This window comes from Sphingomonas sp. 179-A 2A2 NHS (genome assembly GCF_045371305.1).
Lineage (GTDB): Bacteria > Pseudomonadota > Alphaproteobacteria > Sphingomonadales > Sphingomonadaceae > Sphingomonas.
Window position 1 is genome coordinate 504,416 of sequence record NZ_JBIQDE010000001.1, and the last position, 19,146, is coordinate 523,561.

Sequence of the window (19,146 nt, forward strand, 5' to 3'; positions counted from 1 at the left end):
TCACTTGGATGCCTGTTCGCGCAATCGTTGCAAGGCCTGCAGTTCCTCGGCCAGCGGGTTGATCCCCTTCCATCGCAGATGCAGCCAGCGGGTGGCTAGCCATACGAAAACAGCAAGCGCCAGCATGCCGACCAGGAAGAAGACATCGTTATACGCAAGGACGTTCGCCTCGCGCGTTACTTGCTGTGCCAGCAGGGTCGCCCCTTCCGCCTGGCGCAGCGCGGTGTCGCCAAGCGTTCGCGCATAAGCGCCGCCCAGCTGCTGACTGCGCTGGGCGATCAGCGGATCGCCGCCGAGCATGCCCTCGACCAGCACCTCCGAATGAAACCGCTCGCGCATCGTCTGGAACGTGCCGAGCAGCGCCGCGCCGCCCAGGCTGCCCAGCGACTGGGCGATGCCGAACACTGCGGAAAAGCTCACCAGATGGTTGGGCCCGCGCGCCAGCGCGCGAAGGATGCCAACCATCGTCGCCGATCCGAGCCAGAACAGCGCGGCGAAGCCGATCATGCCCTGGCTGAAGAAAACGTTGACCGGCCGGGTCAGGTTCGTCGCCCGGCTGTCGAGGAACGCCGCCACCGAGATGATCGCCACGGACACCACGACCGGCCACAACAGGTCCTTGGGGTTCAGCGTCAGCACTCCCGTCACCAGCCCCGCAATTGATGCAAGCGTCAGCACGACATTCAACGTAACGAGCTGGTCGCTGCCCATCCCCAGCGTCGTCAACAGCCCGGTCGAACCATAGGTCTGTTCGGACAGGAGCACCCGGATCGCCAGCACGATGACGATGAAGCGCAGCACGTTTCTTGTGCGCATCCATCGGGTGTTGAGCAGCGGATTGGCGCGATTGTGCTCGATCAGCAGCGCCGTGCCGATCAGCACGATTGCGGCGGCCGTGGCGTATCCCAGCCACGCGGTGGTCCACCATACGATCCGCCCCTGCGCCAGCACCGCGCACAACAGGGCAACGCCCGGCGCAAAAAAGGCGAACGTCAGGAAGTCGAGCGGCTCGAACGCCTGGATACGCTGGCTCGGCGGCAACCGAAGCAATGCGACGGAGCCGAGGCACACCAGCGTCAGCCCCAGTTCGAGAATGAACAGGTTCTGGATGTCGCCGTCCGCCAGCAGCACCGGGGAGATCACCCGCGCCAGCGGCAGGGCGATCTGGCCCAGCCCGAAGCCAATAACGAGTCCCGACAGCCGCGCAGCGGGTGGCATGGCCTGGGTGATATAGAAGAAGCTCAAGGTGGTCAGGCCACTGCCTATGACACCAGCACCGCCCCGCACGATCAGCTCCACGCGATAACTGTGCACGAACACCTGAAGCAGCGTGACCGCGAGGAACCCGGCGAGCGAATAACGGATGAAGCGCTGGAGGCCGAATTGCTGGCGGAACTTGATCAGCAGCAGACTCATGCAAACGCTGGTCATCGTATAGGTCGCCATCAGCCACCCGCCCTCGACCGGCGTCAGCCCCAGCGAACCCTGGATCTGCGGCAGATTGGCCAGCAGCAGTCCGTTGCTGAGGCCCCCGGTGATGCCCAGCAGCGTGCCGATCGCGAAATAGGCGACTCGGCGGCTCGGCGGATGATCCGGCGTCGCCGGTGATCCGGGCAGCAGCGGCCGCTCATGCGGGGCGAATTCATAGACCGGTTCTGAAGCCATCTCGCGCTGCGCCTTCGCTTCCTTCAGACTCTTGCCGCGCGAAACACGCACTCATGCCACGGCCCCGCGCCGCCGCTCAGCGTGTGGATATCCGCCCCGGATGCGCGTTGAACGAGCAAGGCGGCGCGAGGTGCCATCGCTGCAACATCGCTGCGACAAAAGTGCACAGGGGAGCGGTCCTTACGCCGCCCATTCCGTCGGATCGGGCTCGGCCCCGATCAGCGCCAGGCCATGGGCGATCGATGTCAGTTCACCGCCCGTCGCGATACGCTCCGCGCCGAAACGCCGATCGAAGATTGCACGGATCGCCGGGATCAGTGACGATCCACCCGTTAGGAACACCCGGTCGATCGCCGGCGGCGCCAACTCAGCGCGCTCCAGCGCCTTGTCCAGCGCAGCCTCGATCTTCCGCAGATCGCCTTCAATCCATTGTTCGAAGTCCACGCGCCGCACCGCCGCTTTGATCTTCACGTCCCCGCCCTCAAAGACGAACTCGGCCTCTTCCGCGCTCGACAGCGCCCGCTTCAGCCGGCCGACCGCATCATACAGCGGGAAACCCTGCTCATGCTCGATCAGCGCGATCATCCGGCCGATCGGCGCTTGATCGACCGCGTCGCGTTGCAGTCGCCGCAAGTCCTCCAGCGTCCGCCGGTTGCGCATCATCGCCAACCTCGACCAGTCGGCGAAGTCAGTGAAATAGCCGCCGGGAATATCGAGCAGCTTGCCGAACGAGCGATATTGCCCGCCCTTGCCCAGGAACGGCAGGACAAGCTGTGAGACGATACGCTGGTCGAACCGGTCGCCGGCAATCCCGATGCCGGCTGAAGCGGCCGGCACGCAGCGGCGAGCCGCGCCCGGCTCCGCCACCCGCACGATCGAAAAGTCTGTCGTGCCGCCGCCGAAATCCGCGACCAGGATCGTCGCTGGCTCGGTAAGCCGGGCAGCGTAGCTGAACGCCGCGCCCAGCGGCTCGAACACATAATGCAACTCCACCCCGAAGCCTTCGAGCATCCGGTCATACCGTTCGCGCGCCAGCGCCTCGTTTGGCCGCGCGCCAGCGAACTCCACGGGCCGGCCGACGATCAGACGCCGCGGCCGCTCGTCCAGCCGCCCGGCGGCGTGCCCGACCAGCCGCTGGAGAAACAATCGCCCCAGATCCTCGAAGCGGAACGGCTTGTTGAAGATCAGCGCGCGTTCGAACGTCTCGCTCGCCGCGACGGTCTTGAATGATTGCACGAACCGGCTGTCGAGCGGCGACTGGAGATACTCCTCGATCGCCCACGGCCCCGCCTCATGTGCGATGCCGTTCCAGGCATCTTCCTCTCCCCAGAAGCACAAGGCGGATCGAAACACGGAGGCCCCGGCGTCGGCACTTCCGAACGGCACCAGCCGCGTTCCGGCGCTCCCGTCAGCCGCGGCGACGACGGTGTTGGTAGTACCAAAATCGAGGCCGAGCGCGCGCACGGCCGGTTCGTCGCTCACGACGCATTCCTGCTGAAAGAGGGGCCCGCGATCGATGCCGCCGGGCGGGCGGCGCCTATGGCATCCGCTCGCCCGTCCCGCAACCGCCGATCACTGGCCGCGCAGCAGATCCGGATAGCGCCGTGGCTGCGAGCGAAGATATTGATTAGGCGCCGAAACTTGCGCGCCCAATGCGGCCGCTGCATGCCATGGCCACCGCGGATCGTAGAGCATCGCGCGCGCGAGCGCGATCATGTCGGCGTCTCCCGCGCCGAGGATAGACTCGGCATGTTCCGGCTCGGTGATCAACCCCACCGCCACCACCGGCATGCGGGTCTCTGCCTTTATCGCGCGTGCCAGCGGCACCTGATAACCCGGTCCGACCGGGATCGCCTGGCGCGGATCAAGCCCGCCGCTCGACACATGAATCGCGGCGCAGCCACGGCGCTCCAGTGCCTGGGCGAAGGCAATCGTCTGCTCCACATCCCAGCCGCCGGGCACCCAGTCCGTCCCCGATACCCGCATCGTCACTGGCTTGTCCGCCGGGAATGCTGCGCGGACCGCGTCGAATACTTCCAGCGGAAAGCGCATTCGGTTCTCCAGCGATCCGCCGAACTCGTCGTCACGCCGGTTCGACAATGGAGAGAGGAACTGGTGCAGCAGATAGCCGTGCGCGCCGTGAAGCTGGATGCCATCCAGCCCAAGCCGCGCCGCCCGCCGCGCTGCTGCCGCAAAGGCAGTACGAAGCTCGTTCAGTGCTTTGCGGTCGATCGCGTTGGGCGCGTGGTCGCTCGCCGCAAACGGCAGCGCGGAGGGCGCCTGCGTCTGCCACCCATGTGGATGATCCGGCGCGATCTGTCCGCCGCCGTGCCACGGCAGGTCAGTCGAAGCCTTGCGGCCGGCGTGCGCCAGCTGGATCGCGATCGGCATGGTCGAGTGGCGCCGTATCGCCTCGATCACCCGCTCCATCGCGTCTTCGGTGGCATCGTCCCACAGGCCGACATCGGCATAGGAAATCCGCCCTTCGGGCACCACCGCCGTCGCCTCGATCGTCAGCAACCCCGCGCCGGACAGCGCCAACTGGCCAAGGTGGATGAGGTGCCAGTCCGTCATGCAGCCATCCGCGGCCGAATATTGGCACATCGGTGCAATGACGATCCGATTATCGAGCGAAAGCCCGCCAAAGCTGATCGGTTCGAACAATTTGGGTCCACTCATGGACAGGCTTCCTTGTGTCAAAAGCGCCCCTCAACTGGGAAGCACCTGACGCGAGATCAACCTCACCATCGGGATCGTGCCCGACCGACCATCCGCCAAAGCTGCCGAAAAGATCATGCGATCCGCTCCGTTCAAAGCAGATAGATCATATAAAATGCGAGAATTACTGATTGACGAGCAAGAGAAAGCAACGGCCTTGTCATGCCGCGGCGCGTTCATCCCCGATTTGGTGTCAACTTTGCTACCCGCCGCCGAACGACAACCCTATCGTTCGTCATGAGAGAACCGGGAGGGTGTGAGTGGAACAGGATGGAAGAACGCTGAAATTGGCAGCGGATCTGACGATCGCTTGGCTATCGAATCCGAATACACGTATATCGGCCGGCGATGTCCCGGAATTCCTTCGCTCGACGCACCAGATGTTGTCGGACTTGGTCGCCACCCCGTCCGAGGAACATGCCGAAGCGGAACCGGCGTTCGAACCGGCGGTCAGCGTGCGCAAATCGCTTGCCTCGCCCGATCGGATCATCTCGATGATCGATGGCAAGCCTTACATGTCGCTCGCCCGCCATCTGAAGTCGCACGGTCTGACGCCGGACGAATATCGTCAACGTTATGGCCTGAAGCCTGATTATCCGATGGTCGCGCCCGCCTATAGCCAGGCGCGCCGTGCAATGGCGCTTCGCATTGGCCTTGGTGGCAAGGCGGCGGCAGCGCGCGCAGCGGCTGCAGCCAGCAATGGCGCCGGAAACAGCCGCGGCCAGGAAAAGGGGCGAAAGGCCGGCAGGTCCCGCTCCTCCTCCGCCGAGGCTGGCTGATCCAGGCGCGACATCCGCTGCACTTGGTCGATCCGTCCCGCCCCAGCCTGTCACCGGGGCGGGATCGACATCATTGCTGCGCTGCGATCCAGTCGGCCAGCTTCTTCTCCAGCACCGGCATGGGCAGTGATCCGGTGTCCAGCACCGCGGCATGGAACGCGCGCGGGTCGAACTTCGCGCCCAGCTTCGCCTTCGCCTCCGCCTTCAGGCGCAGGACGGTGAGCTGCCCGATCTTGTACGCCAGCGCCTGGCCCGGAATAGCGATATAGCGCTCGACCTCGGCGGTCGCGTCGCTTTCCGGCATCGGCGAATTGTCGAGCATGTATTTGATCGCCTGATCGCGGGTCCAGCCTTTGGCGTGCAGCCCGGTATCGACCACCAGCCGCATGGCGCGCAGCATCTCGTCATTGAGGCCGCCCATCCGCTGCAGCGGATCGGTCTCCATGCCAAGCTCGGGCCACAGCGTCTCGGCATAGAGTGCCCAGCCCTCGACGAAGGCGGTATTTCCACCGAAGCGCATGAACGCTGGCAGGCTGTCATTCTCCTGCGCCAGGCTGATCTGGAAATGATGCCCCGGCACCGCCTCGTGCAGGTACAAGGTCTCCATGCCCCACAGGTAACGGTTCGGCAGGTCATAGGTGTTGTAATAGAACACGCCCGGCCGCGTGCCGTCCGGCGTGCCCGACTGGTACGATCCCGCCGCGTCCGTCTTCTCCTTGAACGCGGGCACCGGCCGGATCTCGAGCGGCGTCTTGGGGATCAGCGTGAACTGCTCGCGCACCCGCGCGTCCACGCGCTTGCCGATCGCGTCATAGCCCTGCGCGATCTCCGCGGCAGACTTAGGCTTGAACTTGGGATCGGTGCGCAGATAGGCAAAGAACTCTGGCAACGTGCCGGTGAAGCCGGCGCGCGTCTTCTGCGCCTCCATCTCGGCCAGGATCCGCTTCACTTCGGACAGGCCCAGCTGATGCACCTCCTCCGCCTTCATCGGCAGGGTCGTGCTGCTTTCGATAAGATATTCGTAGAGCGCCGCCCCACCCGGCACCGCCGACAGGCCGACGGTGTCGCGCGCCTTGGGCAGATATTCGCTCTTCAGGAAGTCGCGCAGCAGGCTGTGCGCCGGGTTCAGCACCTCACGCACCTGCCGTTCGTATGCCGCCGTCAGACGGGCACGCTCGGTTGCCGGCAATCCTTCGGGAAACTTCGTCACGGGTTCGTAGAACAAGGATTTCTCGACCGGCGCGTCGAGCAGGTGATCGAGCTGGCCTATCACATTCTGCACCACCAGCTTCGGCGGCACGATGCCGCGCTTCATGCCTTCCCGGGCCCGCACGATCATCCGGTCGACGACGCGCGCATATTCGGCGTTGCGCTTCAGGTTGTTGTCGTAGTCTGCTACCGTCTTGAACGGTGCCGCGCCCTGGCCGGAGGCGAATTCCGGATAGAAGGTCTGGAAGCCGGAGAAGTGATTGATCGGCAGCACATCGGTAATCTGCCGGATGGCAGGCGCGTAGCCCCGCAGCTGCCGCTCATTGTCCGCCTTGAACACGTCATAAGCGATCTGGTTGACGGGCGAGAGCTTCGCGCGATCCACCGTGCCCAGCGCGCGCAGGTTCGCCAGCAGCGCCTGCCGCTCGCCCTCTTCATAAGCCGGCGTCAGATACGGGCTCAGCCGATCGGCATAGCGCAGGTCACCGCGGAAGATGCCCTCCAGCGGGTTGCGCTTCAGCGAGGCTTCGTCGCTCTCCGCAAATATGCGGCGCAGTTTCGCATCTTCGGCGGTAGCGGCAGCGGCGGGCTTCGCTGCGCTTGCGGCAGGGGTCTGCGCCGTGGCGACGGCAGGCAAAGCGGCGGACAACAGCAGGGCAAATGCAAGGCGCAAGGTGGGGGGTACCTTTCGGGAACGTTGCCCCGCCCTAGCGCCTCTGCCGCCCCCCGCGCAACGCAGCCAAACCCTAGAATTTCGTGCCCGCGCGCAGCCCGATCGTGCGCGGGCGGATCGGCACGATATAGACGCGCTGATCGCACGCGCCGCACTGCTGGAACCGCGTCAGTTGCGCCCGTTCGTCCCACAGGTTCTGCGCGAACAGCTCGAAGGTGAAATTGCGCAGCTCCGCCCCGATCGAAAGGTTGCCGGTGGTGTAAGGCTTCAGCCGCCCGATGATCGCTGCCTTCTCCACCCGTATGTCGGACGAGGCGGAGCTTTGGTGCGCGACCAGCATCTGGATATAGCCCTTCGCCTCCCCGATCGGCACGGTGTACCGCGCCGTCCCGCCCAGCTTGAAGCGCGGGGTGATCGGCAGTCGCGTTCCCGTCGGCGCCAGCACGTCATCCCCGGTCCCGTTGCAGATCTGCGCCGCGCACAGGTCGTTGCGCGTCTTGGCGTCCGTGTAAGCGGCGGACGCCGTCAGCGACAGCGGCCCTACCCCCAGGTTCACGTCGGTCTCGATCCCTCGGATCCGCGCATCCGGCCCGTTCTGGATCACCGTGAAGCTGTTCTCGCCCAGGAACGAGAATTGGAAGGCATCCCAATTCTGCTGATACACCGCGCCGTTGAAGCGCAGTCTCCCGCCGAGCAGCGTCGTCTTCCAGCCAAGCTCGTAGTTGGTCAGGAAGTCCGCGCCATAGGCGCCGACGTCACCGCGCCGGTTGATGCCGCCCGGGCGGAACCCGCGAGACCAGGTGCCGTAAAGGAGAATATCCTCCACCGGCTTCCACGTGACGTTGAAGCGATAGGTGACGCCGCTGCCTGACGCCTTCTTGGGTACCAGCTGCCCGCCTGACAGCGTGGCAAGGTTGGTACACGGGCTTCCCGAGACGATCCCCGGCAGCAAGGCCGATGTGTCGCCGCCATTGAGGTAAACGTCGCGCAGCGTCTGCCCGCCCGCGACATAGCAACCCGCAACCCCCGTCCGCCCGGAACCGGCGCCGTTGAACGGTGACGCCGTGAATGGCCGCCCGTCATCCGGATCGACACCCGGATTGCGCCCGAAGCCGAAGAAACCGATCAGCGAATTGTCATAAATGAAGGCGCGCCCGCCCGCGGTCAGCGTCAGCGTCGGCGTCACGTCCAGGCTCGCCTCGCCGAACATGGCGTAGTCGCGGTCCACCCGCTCCTGCTGGGTCAGCCACAAAGTGCCCGGCCAGCCATTGACGGACACGTCCGGGCCCAGCCCAGGGATGTTGTAATCCTGGTGGATGAAATTGCTCTGCCGCTGGTAGAACATGCCCGCCACCACGCGGAACGGATCCTCCGCCGGCGAGGCGACGCGAAGCTCCTGGCTCAGCTTCTTGAAGTGATCGGTGCCCAGCACGTTCTGCCGCGGGTCGATCGTATTCCCAGCCGCGTCGAGGTAATAGAAATAGCCGGCGAGCCCGCCGACCGACGCATAGAGCGAGTCATAGGCTTCGGAATAATCCGTATAATCCGATGAAGAGGCAGTGCGCCGGTCGAGATAGGCGCCGGCATAGGTCACGTCCCAATTGCCGACCTGCCCCTCGATCGTCAGCGCGGCCTGGACGAAGCGATCGCGCCGATATTCGGGGTAGAAGCGCTGCACCTGAAGATCGCCGACGCTGGGATCATAGGCGAAGCTGCCGTCGCTGCGCAGCTCCTGGTACAGCACCGTCGGCGTCACGGTCCAGCTATCATCCAGGTCGATCTTCAGCGCGGCGCGCCCGCCCCAGATGTCGGTCTTGTTGTAGTTCTTCTTGACGAATTCGTCATTGTCGACGGTGATCCCGCCCGGTGTCGGGAGGAAGCTGCGCGTGCCCGGCACGTTGTCGATGAAGCCCGCATCGCGCTGATAGAAACCGACGACGCGCAACGCGATGTCCTGCGAAAGCGGCGCATTGATCATGCCCTCGATCCGGCCGCCCTCGCCGCCGCTCTTGACCGTGTTCACCTCTCCGTCGACCCGGCCGTAGAAGCCGGACGTATCGGGCTTGTTGGTGATGATGCGGATCGTACCCGCCTGGGATGAAGCGCCGTAGAGCGTGCCCTGTGGGCCGGCCAGGCTCTCGATCCGCGCAATGTCGTAGATATGGACGTCCAGCGTCCCGCCGATTGTCGTCACCGGTTGCTCGTCCAGATACGTGCCCACCGATGGCAGCGATCCCGAGTGGTTGCCGTCCCCGCCCGATGCGACCCCGCGCATGTAAACGGTGGTCAGGCCCGGCTGCGACGTCTGATACGCGACCGATGGCAGGAGCTGGGTGTAATCGTTGAAATTGGTAATGTTCAGTTGATCCAGCCGCCGCGTGCCGATCGCCTGAATGCTGATCGCGACGTCCTGAATATTCTCATCGCGCTTTTGCGCCGTGACGATGATGTCGTCCTGGAAGTCCGATCGCGCGGTATCATCAGCCGGCGTGGTCGCGGTCGTGGCATCCTGCGCCAGCGCCGGGACTGCCATCACTGCTGCCGATGCGAGGAGAGCCGAGAAACCAGCCCGCCGAACCGAACCGCAGATCATCCGCCGCCCCCCGTGTGGAACTATGTTGCGGAAGATTGTGCAACTGCGAAAAGAACGTCAATCGGCTAGGCTGAACGCTGAACGATCATTACGTCTTCGTGACAGTTCTGCAACAGATCGCCCGATTTCGAGCGTCAGAAGCGCGGAACATTGGGATAGAGTGTCGCAACATCTCCAAGCGCCGCGTCTAGGGGGGCCAGCCGCTCGGCGAAGGGCCGCCATGCATCGTTACCCGTGCGATAGATTGGCTGGCGCACCTGCTCCGAACTCGCCGTGCGCACCGGCCGCTCCGTCTCGTGGAAGGCAAGGCACCCGGGCTCGAACGGAAGCCCACAGGCCTCGACCAATCGCCGCACCTCCGTCTCCGGGTCCGCGACCAAGGCCTCGTGGATCACACGGTGCACCCAGCCCGGCAGCCCCGCGTCAACATGCGCCATCAGCCGCACATAGTCGCGATAATAGCGTCCCACGTCCTCCAGCGTGTAGCTGAACGCCTGCCCGCGCGCGAAATGCTGCTTGAAGTTCGAAAAGCAGCACGCTCGCGGCTCGCGCCGCGCATCGATCACGATGGCGTTGGGCAGGATCAAGCGGATCAACGCGACATGCGCCCAATTGTTCGGCAGCTTGTCGATGAACAGCGGCCGCTCGGTGCGGCGCTGTACCGCGGTGCGCTGCAGATATTCCTCGCCCATCGCCCGCGCCTGATCCGCGGTCAGGGTGGCGAGACCCGCGGGATAGTCGCTGACGCGCCGCGCGATCGCGGGCAAATCGGGAAGCTCGGTCGTGCCCTCGATCTGGCTGTGGCTGGCAAGGATCTGCTCGATCAGCGTCGATCCCGCCCGCGGCATGCCCAGCACGAAGATCACTTCGCGCGATGGGCAGCCCCAGTCCTGCCGCTCGGCAAAGGAGGCCGGTGTCGCAATGGCGCACACGTCGTCCACGAACCGCTCGGTCTCGTCCGCATCATAGACGATTTGCGTGCGGCGCAGCGCATTGCCGCGCGCATAATGATCGAAAGCCCGCGCCGCCTCGCGCCGGTCCTCCCATGCTTTGCCCAGCGCGAAATCTAGGTGGAACCGATCCTCGTCGCTGATGTCCGCCTGGGCGAGCGCGGCGGTCATCGCCGCCACGTCCGCGTCATCGAACCGCACCGTCTTCAGATTGGCCAGGCTCCACCACGCCTCCCCCAGTTCCGGGCGAAGCGCGATGGCGCGGCGATAGGCGGCAATCCCGTCCTGCTGCCGCCCCACCGTCTTCAGCATGTGGCCGTAGCTCATCCACACCTTCGGCTGGTTCGGCGCCTGGCGCAGCACATTCTCGTACAGCGGAATGGCATCCTCGAAGCTGCCGAGCCGTCCCAGTGCCGCCGCCTTCAGGTTCGCGTGGCCGACATGATCGGGCTCTGCCGCGAGCAACTTGTCGAGCTCTGCCAGCGCCTCCACGGGGCGGTTCAAGCGGTAAAGCACGATCGCCAAGTTCGCGCGCGCCGCGGTGAAGGCGGGGGCGATCTCCAGTGCGCGACGAAGCAGCGTCTCGGCATCGCGGTTGCGCCCGATCCGCCCGGCAAGCTCCGCCAGCATGCGGATCGCGCGCGCGTCGAACGGATCATCCTTCAGATGCGCACGCAGCAGCGGCTCGGCGACGTTCAGCCGATTGTCGTGCAGCGCCAGCGCGGCGTCGATCAGCCGCGGCGGCCAGCGTGTGGTGAGGGAAGAAGCGGGCACGGGTCGGGAGAAGATCATGCGTTGCGAGGCCGATCAAGGGATGATCGGAAACGGGCCTCGCCACGGACGATCCTCGCTTATAGAAACGCATCACTTTCCGCCGACCATCCACGCACAGGAACCCCCGCATTGACCAACCGCGCGAGCAAGCCGCTCGGCTTCTGGCCCGTTCTGGCGCTCGTCGTCGGCAATATGGTCGGCTCCGGCATCTATCTCCTTCCCGCGACGCTCGCGCCCTTCGGCACCAACGCGACGCTTGGCTGGATGGCGACGATCGCAGGCGCAATGTGCCTCGCCTTCATCTTCGCGCGACTTGCCCATGCGATGCCGGTCGCGGGTGGCCCCTATGCCTTCGTCAACGCCGCGTTCGGGCCGGTCGCCGGCTTCGCCACGGCATGGAGCTACTGGACACTGCTCTGGGCCGGCAACGCCGCGGTCGCGATCGCCGTGATCAGCGCAATCAGCCTGATCCTGCCCGGGCTTGAGGCCTATGCCGCTCCCGCGTCCCTGGTGCTGATCTGGTCGGTGGTGCTCGTCAACGTACGCGGCGTCGCCCTCGCCGGCCGCGTCCAGCTCGTCACCGCCGCGCTGAAACTGGTGCCGCTCGTCGGCGTCATCCTGCTCGCCTTGTGGCTGCTGACCACGCAAGGTGGCGAGGCGATCGTGCCCAACCCGGCGGTGCCGATCACCGGCGGCGCGATCGCCGGGGCGGCGGCATTGACCTTTTGGGGCTTTCTGGGCGTCGAGTCGGCTACCGTTCCTGCTGATCGCATCACCAATGCCGCGCGTGTCGTGCCGTTTGCGACCATTCTCGGCACATTTTTGACCGGCGCGGTCTACCTTGCGGTCAGCCTCGCGCTCACCACAATGATGCCCGCGGCCGAGGCCGCCGCCTCTCCCTCGCCGATCGCGACCTTCCTCGGCCGCACCTTCGGCAATGGTACCGCCGTCGTCGTCGCGGCCTTCGCCGCAATTGCTGCGCTGGGCGCGCTGAACGGGTTCACGCTGTTGCAGGGCGAGATCTGCGCGGCGATGGCGCGCGGCGGCGTATTCCCCGCGTGGCTCGGCAAGCAGTCCAGCCGTGGCACGCCGGCACGCGCGCACATCGTCTCCGGCGTGCTCGTCACCGTCGTCACGCTCACCAACTACACCCGCGGCATGGGCGATCTGTTCACCTTCATCGCCTCCGTATCCCTCGCCGCCGGGATGCTCGCTTACTTCGCCAGCGCTTGCGCCGCGATCAAGCTCCTCCCTGGCGATCGCCCGGCGGTGATCGTCGCCGCAATCGGCGCAGCCTTCGTGGCGTGGTTGTCATGGGGCCTCGGCGCCGAAGCCAATGCCTGGGCGCTCATCCTGCTGCTTGCCGGCGCGCCGGTGTATCTTCTCGTCAGGCGCGCCGCAGCCAGCGGCCGATAAGGCTGCGATCAGCGAGGATGGCGTGCGCCGCATTATGCCCCGGCGCGCCTGTCACCCCGCCGCCCGGATGCGTACCCGATCCGCACATGTAGAGCCCCTTGATGGGCGCGCGATAGTCGCCGTGCCCAAGCACCGGCCGCGCCGCCCACAACTGGTCGAGGCTCATCCGGCCATGGAAAATGTCGCCGCCGATCAGCCCGAACTTGCGCTCCAGATCAAGCGGCGAGTGGATCTGCCGCGCGATCACGCTCGCCTTGAAGTTGGGCGCGTGATCGTTGACCGTATCGACGATGAGGTCCGCCACTTCCTCACGGTGATCGTCCCAGCTCCGCCCACCGGGCAGCTCAGGCGCGAACTGCTGGCAGAACAGGCTGGCGATATGCATCCCCGGCGGGGCCAGGCTGTCGTCCACTGTCGTCGGCAACTTCATCTCGACGATCGGCTTCTTCGACCAGCCGAAGGCGCGCGCATCGTCGAACGCCTGGTCCATGTAATCCATGCCTGGCGCGATGATGATTCCGGCGGTATGATGTTCCGCCTTATCCTTGCCGCGCAACACGCTGAAATCAGGAAGCTCGGATAGCGCCACATTCATCCGGAACGTGCCCGATCCGGTCTTGAACCCATCCATCCGGCGCCGGAAATCGCCATCGAGATCACTCGGATCGACCATCTGGCGGTACAGCATCGCCGGGCCGACGTTCGCCGCGAGGATCCCCGCGGCAAGCTCCTCTCCGCTCTCCAACCGGACACCGGCAGCGCGCCCGCCATCGACCAGCACCTTCGCGACAGGCGTATCGAGCGAAATTTCGACGCCAGCATCGATGCACGCCGCCGCCATTGCCTGCGTGATCGCGCCCATGCCGCCGACCGAATGTCCCCAGGCACCGTACTTGCCGTTCACCTCCCCGAACACGTGGTGCAGCAGCACGTACGCACTGCCCGGCGTGGACACCCCCGCGTAATTGCCCACCACCGCGTCGAAGGCGAAGGCAGTCTTGACGCAATCATTCTCGTACCAGCCATCGAGGAAGTCGCGCGCGGACTTCACGAACAGGTCGAGCACGTCGCGCTGCGCCTCGATACTCATCCCGGCCAGTCGCTTGCCCTGGCTCGCCGCGGCGAGCAGCGAGGGCAGGCCGCCCCCCACGTTCGGCGGCGCCTTCAACGCCAGGTCGCGCATGACTTGTGCGACGCGTTCCAGCGCCGCTTCATACGCTGGGAAAGAGTCCGCATCCTTCTTCGAGAAGCGCGCGAACTCCGCCTGCGTCTGCCCGCCGCCGAGCTTGAGATAGTCATTCTCGAACGGGAAGAAGTTCGAGATCGTCCGCTCGATGATGCGAAAGCCGCGGTCGTGCAGCTTCATGTCCGCGATCACCTTCGGGCGCAGCAGGCTGACCGTGTAGCTCGCGGTCGAGTTGCGGAAGCCGGGGTGGAACTCCTCGGTGACTGCCGCCCCGCCGACGACATGGCGCCGCTCCAGCACGCGCACCTTCAGCCGCGCCCGCGCGAGATAAAAGGCACAGACCAGCCCGTTGTGCCCGCCGCCGATCACCAGCGCATCATACTTCTTCGTCATGCCCGCCCCGCCCAAAAAGCCACTTCCCCGAACCACGTTCGGCATGACGATCCTCAGTCCACTGCCTTCAACCGCTTCGACCAGCCAGGCGCCGGCGGACGATGCAGCCGCGCCTCGGGGATCCGCTCCCGGATCTTCGCCGCGAAGCTCCGCAGGCATACCTCACTCGCGCCGATCGGGCCGGCGGTGTAGCTTTGCGATGCCATGCCCTGCTGCACGCGCTCGATCAGCCACGTGTCCTCGGCGTTGACCACCCGGTTGATCCGCCAATTGGCATAGCGCGCCAGCTTCATCTCGCGCCGATCGTCGGGCAGCGCGAACACCATCTCGCGGAGCAGCGAGGTCGTCGGGCTCAGCGGCGACCACTGCATGAAATCGATCTGGTCGGCGTAGATGTCGAACGCCATGTTCGGCCACAGCTTGTAGTAAAGCCACAGCCGCTGGTTCGCTTCCGGCAAGTGCGGCACATGCGGCAGATGCTTCTGGTAGAAGCGCTCGGACGGATTGTCCGACGGGCGATCGACGAGGTAGCCGGACATCTTGTCCACCCAGCCGCTTGCCTCGATTGCATAGCTCCTGCCGAACAGCCGCGTCAGCCCGTCATGCGCCACGGGGATGTGGAGATTGTCGGAATAATTATCGCCGACATTTTTCCAGTTCACCCGCCGCTCGCGGGTGCGCACCGGCGCGATCGCGCGCATTTCCTCGAAACGGTAAGGCGCGACCTCGGCATCGTAAGGCGCGAACATCTCCGCCACGGAAGGGCCGCCATCATCGGCAAGCCGCACGAAGACGAACCCGCGCCAGCGGTCGACCTCGACCGGCACCAGCCCGGTACTTGCCATGTCGAGCGCCGGATAATCGCGCCGCATCGGCACGCCCGTCAGCCGCCCATCGAGTTCATAGACCCAGGCGTGATAGGGGCAGACCAGCTTCCTCGCGCAGCCCGCTGCGCCCTCCACCAGCCGCATCGCGCGGTGACGGCATACGTTGTGAAAGGCCCGGATCGCACCGTCCTCGCCCCGCACCACGACGACGCTCTCCCCAAGATACTCGAGCGTGTGCCAGTCGCCCGCGGCCGGAATGTCGCTCTCGTGGCAAACGATCTGCCACGAGGGGCGGATCACCCGCTCCACCTCAAGGTCGAAAAACTCGCGATCGGTGTAGAGCCAGCCGGGCAGGCTCCAGTCCGCATCGCGATCGGGCAGCGGAAGATCGATCGGACGATGCGCCATGGCGAGCCTCAGATTGCTTGTTGTACGATCGTATTATAAGCCTCTCACATGCGCAAGCGCTTCGCCCGCGTCGATGCCGACAGCCGCCGCACCAGCCTGATCGAGGCCACCGCCCGCGTGCTCGCCGAGCGCGGCACCGCCGGCGCGTCGGTACGCGCCATCGCTGCAGAGGCGGGCGTCTCCCCGGGGCTCGTCACGCACCATTTCGCCAGCGTCGACACGCTGATTGCGCAGACCTACGCTCATGTCGCGGCGCGAGTGGATCGCGCCCTTGCCGATGCGGTGGCTCGAGCAGGCGAGGATCCCCGGGCACGGCTCGACGCCTATGTTCGCGCAAGCTTCGCCCCACCAATCGCCGACCCGGCGCTGCTCGCCACATGGACCGCCTTCTGGGGCCTCGTCCGCAGCAACCCCGGCGTCGCGGCGGAGCATGATCGAAGCTACGCCACCTACCGCGAGGATCTGGAGCGGCTGCTCGCGGCCTGCGGGCTGCCCCAGCCCGACTGCCGCATTGCCGCCATCTCGATCACTGCCCTTGTCGATGGCCTATGGCTGGAACTCTGCCTGACCCCGGGCGGCTTCACCGCGGCCGAGGCGATCACAATTGCCGATCTTCACGTAACGGCGTTGCTACCCGGCTGACTGTGTCGCGCCGCAGAGCCGGCCTTGGTCCTCCCCAACCCGGCGTGTATGCCGCCACCAAAGGAGAGCCGAGCATGACCGAGCCGACGTACACGCCGCCCGAAGTGTGGACCTGGAACAAGGAAAGCGGCGGGCGCTTCGCCAATATCAACCGCCCGATCGCCGGACCGACGCACGACAAGGATCTGCCGCTCGGCAAGCACCCGCTGCAGCTCTATTCGCTCGCCACGCCGAACGGCGTGAAGGTCACGGTGATGCTGGAGGAACTGCTCGCCGGCGGCCACAGCGGCGCGGAGTATGACGCATGGTTGATCCGCATCAACGAAGGCGATCAATTCTCCAGCGGCTTCGTCTCGGTGAACCCGAACTCGAAGATCCCTGCACTGCTGGATCGTAGCGGCGATACGCCGATCCGCGTCTTCGAATCCGGCGCGATCCTGCTTTATCTCGCCGAGAAGTTCGGCGCGTTCCTTCCCACCGACCCTGCCAAGCGCGCGGAATGCCTCTCCTGGCTGTTCTGGCAGATGGGCAGCGCGCCTTACCTCGGCGGCGGCTTCGGCCACTTCTACGCCTACGCCCCGTTCAAGATCGAATACGCGATCGATCGCTTTGCCATGGAGGTGAAGCGTCAGTTGGACGTGCTCGACCGGCGGCTTGCTGAAAGCGAATATCTCGGCGGCGACGAATATACGATCGCCGATATGGCGGTGTGGCCGTGGTATGGCGCGCTCGTGAAAGGCCTCGTCTATGAGGCGGGCACCTTCCTCCAGGTACAGGATTACAAGAACGTCCAGCGCTGGACTGACCAAATCGCGGAACGCCCGGCGGTGAAGCGCGGCCGAATGGTCAATCGCGTGATGGGTGATCCCGCAAGCCAGCTCCACGAGCGCCACGATGCCAGCGACTTCGACACAAAGACGCAGGACAAGATCGGCGCACAGGAGCCCGCAGCATGAAGCTTTACGACAGCACGCGTGCCCCCAATCCCCGTCGCGTCCGCTGGTTTCTCGCTGAAAAGGGCGCCGAGGATATCGAGATCGTCCAGGTCGACGTGTTCAAGGGCGAGCACAAGACGCCGGAATATCTCGCGCGTGTCGGGCTCGCGAATGTGCCCGCGCTGGAGCTCGACGACGGCACGACGATCACTGAGTCGGTCGCGATCTGCCGCTACCTCGAAAGCGTCTATCCCGAGCCCAACATGTTCGGCCGGGACGCGCGCGAGATCGCGGAGATCGAGATGTGGGCGCGGCGCACCGAATTGCTCGTCGCCAATCCGCTGATGATGGCTGTGCGACACACGCACCCGGCGCTGGCCGCGCTCGACACGCAGGTACCGGCTATCGCCGAAGCGAATGCCGCCTCCGCTACCCGTGCCTTGAAGCTGCTCGATCGGCGCCTCGGCGAGAGTCCGTTCATTGCCGCGGAACGCGTGACGATCGCGGACATCCTCGCCTTTACCGCGATGGATTTCGCTCGGATGATCAAATTCGCGCCGCCCGCCGAACTGACAAATGTCGCGCGATGGGCCGACGAGATGCGTGCCCGTCCCGCAGCTTCGGCGGGGGTGTAGCGACAAACCAACTGCGCGCCGTCACTCAGCTCAACGCGCAGGTGACGGCGCCAGACCTCTCAATCATCCTCGTCCTCGAAGCCAAGCAAGGCCAGCGCCCTGGCCTTGATCTGGCGCATTTCGCACCAGTGGATCAGCGCATCCTCGCGCCCGTGGGTCACCCATACTTCCCTCGGCGCGATCTCCTCGATCGTCTGCGTCAGTTCGTCCCAATCGGCGTGGTCCGACATGATCAGCGGCAGTTCGACCAGCTTCTGCCGCGCGCGCTGGCGCACCCGCATCCACCCGCTCGCCATCGCCGTGATGGGATCCGGCAAGCGGCGTGACCAGCGATCGTTGAGCGCGCCGGGAGGGCACATCACGACATGGCCCACCATCGCGGCCTTTGGCACGTCGGCGACCGGGACCAGCTCGCCCAGCCGTACGCCCTGCTCGGCATAAAGGTCGCACAGGCGCTGCAGCGCGCCATGGATATAGATCGGCGCCTCATGCCCGCGCTCCCGCAGCTCCGCGATCACTCGCTGCGCCTTGCCCAGAGCATAGGCACCGACAAGCACGCAGCGGTCCGGATTGGCGTGCAGCCGCTCCACCAGCTTGTCGATCTCGTCCCCCGTATCCGGATGGCGGAACACCGGCAGGCCGAACGTCGCTTCGGTAATGAACACGTCGCACGCGATCGGCTCGAACGGCGCGCACGTCGGATCCGGCCGCCGCTTGTAATCACCCGAGACGACGATCCGCTCGCCGCGATACTCCAGCAGTATCTGCGCGGAACCGAGCACATGACCTGCAGGCGCAAAGCTCGCCTCCACCTCGCCCAGCCGGATCGTTTCGCCATAAGCCACCGGATGCCCAGCCTGTTCGCCATAGCGCGTGTCCATGATCGCCAGCGTCTCGGGCGTCGCCCATACCGCGGCGTGCCCTCCCCTGGCGTGATCCGCATGGCCGTGCGTGACCAGCGCGCGAGGCTGAGGGATCGAGGGATCAACCCACGCATCGGCGGGCCGAATGTAAATGCCGTGCGGATGGGGTTCCAGCCAGTCGCCAAGCTTCGCCATGCCGGGCAGTACGCATGATCGGATCAAATCGCCGCATCGCCTCGTTCTGCAATCAAACACCAGGAGGGATTAGGCATGGAACATTCGTCATTCGGCGACAGCCTCTGGGCGATCGTGGTGATCGGCGGCTTCCTCGTTCTCGGGCTCGCGATCGCAATTGCCAAGCTGCGCAACAAGGCAACGCCTGCGCAGGAGCGCCGCACCGAACAGGCGACACACGATCTGTACAAGGAACAGGCCCGCGACGACGCGGCACGCGGCTAATCGACTTTGATGGGGAGGACA

Annotated in this window: 15 protein-coding genes; 6 read left to right on the forward strand and 9 right to left on the reverse strand. The window is 65.4% G+C overall.

Going from position 1 to position 19,146, the window contains the following annotated elements:
• From ACH0AE_RS02345 to ACH0AE_RS02355, 3 genes are all read right to left on the reverse strand, one after another.
• Positions 1 to 1,665, reverse strand: coding sequence for an MFS transporter (locus ACH0AE_RS02345; protein ID WP_294442980.1), 1,665 nt, complete (start codon positions 1,663 to 1,665; stop codon positions 1 to 3).
• 180 nt (positions 1,666 to 1,845) lie between these two features.
• Positions 1,846 to 3,147, reverse strand: coding sequence for an Hsp70 family protein (locus ACH0AE_RS02350; RefSeq protein ID WP_294442979.1), 1,302 nt, complete (start codon positions 3,145 to 3,147; stop codon positions 1,846 to 1,848).
• A 90-nt stretch (positions 3,148 to 3,237) separates the two neighbouring features.
• A complete protein-coding gene (locus tag ACH0AE_RS02355) occupies positions 3,238 to 4,344 on the reverse strand; it encodes an NADH:flavin oxidoreductase/NADH oxidase (protein WP_294442977.1) in 1,107 nt (368 codons plus the stop codon).
• A gap of 299 nt (positions 4,345 to 4,643) precedes the next feature.
• Here ACH0AE_RS02355 and ACH0AE_RS02360 point away from each other — a divergent pair, with 299 nt between their 5' ends.
• Positions 4,644 to 5,162 (forward strand): MucR family transcriptional regulator, encoded by a 519-nt coding sequence (locus ACH0AE_RS02360; RefSeq protein ID WP_406875412.1) that lies wholly within the window; start codon positions 4,644 to 4,646, stop codon positions 5,160 to 5,162.
• A 70-nt stretch (positions 5,163 to 5,232) separates the two neighbouring features.
• On the opposite strand, the gene ACH0AE_RS02365 is transcribed toward ACH0AE_RS02360, so the two are convergent.
• From ACH0AE_RS02365 to ACH0AE_RS02375, 3 genes are all read right to left on the reverse strand, one after another.
• A complete protein-coding gene (locus ACH0AE_RS02365) occupies positions 5,233 to 7,044 on the reverse strand; it encodes a DUF885 family protein (RefSeq protein WP_294442975.1) in 1,812 nt (603 codons plus the stop codon).
• Positions 7,045 to 7,117: 73 nt separating this feature from the next.
• Positions 7,118 to 9,577, reverse strand: a complete 2,460-nt coding sequence (locus tag ACH0AE_RS02370; protein WP_294442974.1) for a TonB-dependent receptor — start codon at positions 9,575 to 9,577, stop codon at positions 7,118 to 7,120.
• A gap of 194 nt (positions 9,578 to 9,771) precedes the next feature.
• Positions 9,772 to 11,361, reverse strand: a complete 1,590-nt coding sequence (locus tag ACH0AE_RS02375) for a sulfotransferase (protein WP_294442973.1) — start codon at positions 11,359 to 11,361, stop codon at positions 9,772 to 9,774.
• A gap of 129 nt (positions 11,362 to 11,490) precedes the next feature.
• On the opposite strand from ACH0AE_RS02375, the gene ACH0AE_RS02380 reads away from it, so the two are divergent.
• Positions 11,491 to 12,777, forward strand: coding sequence for an amino acid permease (locus ACH0AE_RS02380; RefSeq protein ID WP_294442972.1), 1,287 nt, complete (start codon positions 11,491 to 11,493; stop codon positions 12,775 to 12,777).
• On the opposite strand, the gene ACH0AE_RS02385 is transcribed toward ACH0AE_RS02380, so the two are convergent.
• Positions 12,749 to 14,356: an NAD(P)/FAD-dependent oxidoreductase gene (locus ACH0AE_RS02385; RefSeq protein ID WP_294442971.1), complete on the reverse strand. Its 1,608-nt coding sequence runs from the start codon at positions 14,354 to 14,356 to the stop codon at positions 12,749 to 12,751. The genes ACH0AE_RS02380 and ACH0AE_RS02385 overlap by 29 nt on opposite strands.
• 53 nt (positions 14,357 to 14,409) lie before the next feature.
• Positions 14,410 to 15,591, reverse strand: coding sequence for an aromatic ring-hydroxylating dioxygenase subunit alpha (locus tag ACH0AE_RS02390; protein WP_294442970.1), 1,182 nt, complete (start codon positions 15,589 to 15,591; stop codon positions 14,410 to 14,412).
• Positions 15,592 to 15,639: 48 nt separating this feature from the next.
• On the opposite strand from ACH0AE_RS02390, the gene ACH0AE_RS02395 reads away from it, so the two are divergent.
• The 3 genes from ACH0AE_RS02395 (at position 15,640) to ACH0AE_RS02405 (ending at position 17,803) form a co-directional block, all read left to right on the forward strand.
• On the forward strand, positions 15,640 to 16,233 hold the full coding sequence (locus tag ACH0AE_RS02395; RefSeq protein ID WP_294442969.1) for a TetR family transcriptional regulator C-terminal domain-containing protein: 594 nt from the start codon (positions 15,640 to 15,642) through the stop codon (positions 16,231 to 16,233).
• A 74-nt stretch (positions 16,234 to 16,307) separates the two neighbouring features.
• Positions 16,308 to 17,189, forward strand: a complete 882-nt coding sequence (gene yghU / locus ACH0AE_RS02400; protein ID WP_294442968.1) for a glutathione-dependent disulfide-bond oxidoreductase — start codon at positions 16,308 to 16,310, stop codon at positions 17,187 to 17,189.
• Positions 17,186 to 17,803 (forward strand): glutathione S-transferase family protein, encoded by a 618-nt coding sequence (locus tag ACH0AE_RS02405; protein WP_294442967.1) that lies wholly within the window; start codon positions 17,186 to 17,188, stop codon positions 17,801 to 17,803. The genes yghU and ACH0AE_RS02405 overlap by 4 nt, the downstream gene beginning before the upstream one ends.
• 59 nt (positions 17,804 to 17,862) lie before the next feature.
• Here ACH0AE_RS02405 and ACH0AE_RS02410 read toward each other — a convergent pair whose 3' ends face one another.
• Positions 17,863 to 18,861, reverse strand: coding sequence for a ligase-associated DNA damage response exonuclease (locus ACH0AE_RS02410; RefSeq protein ID WP_294442966.1), 999 nt, complete (start codon positions 18,859 to 18,861; stop codon positions 17,863 to 17,865).
• A 75-nt stretch (positions 18,862 to 18,936) separates the two neighbouring features.
• Here ACH0AE_RS02410 and ACH0AE_RS02415 point away from each other — a divergent pair, with 75 nt between their 5' ends.
• Entirely contained in the window at positions 18,937 to 19,125 is a 189-nt protein-coding gene (locus ACH0AE_RS02415) for a hypothetical protein (protein ID WP_294442965.1), read from the forward strand.
• Positions 19,126 to 19,146 lie beyond the last annotated feature (21 nt).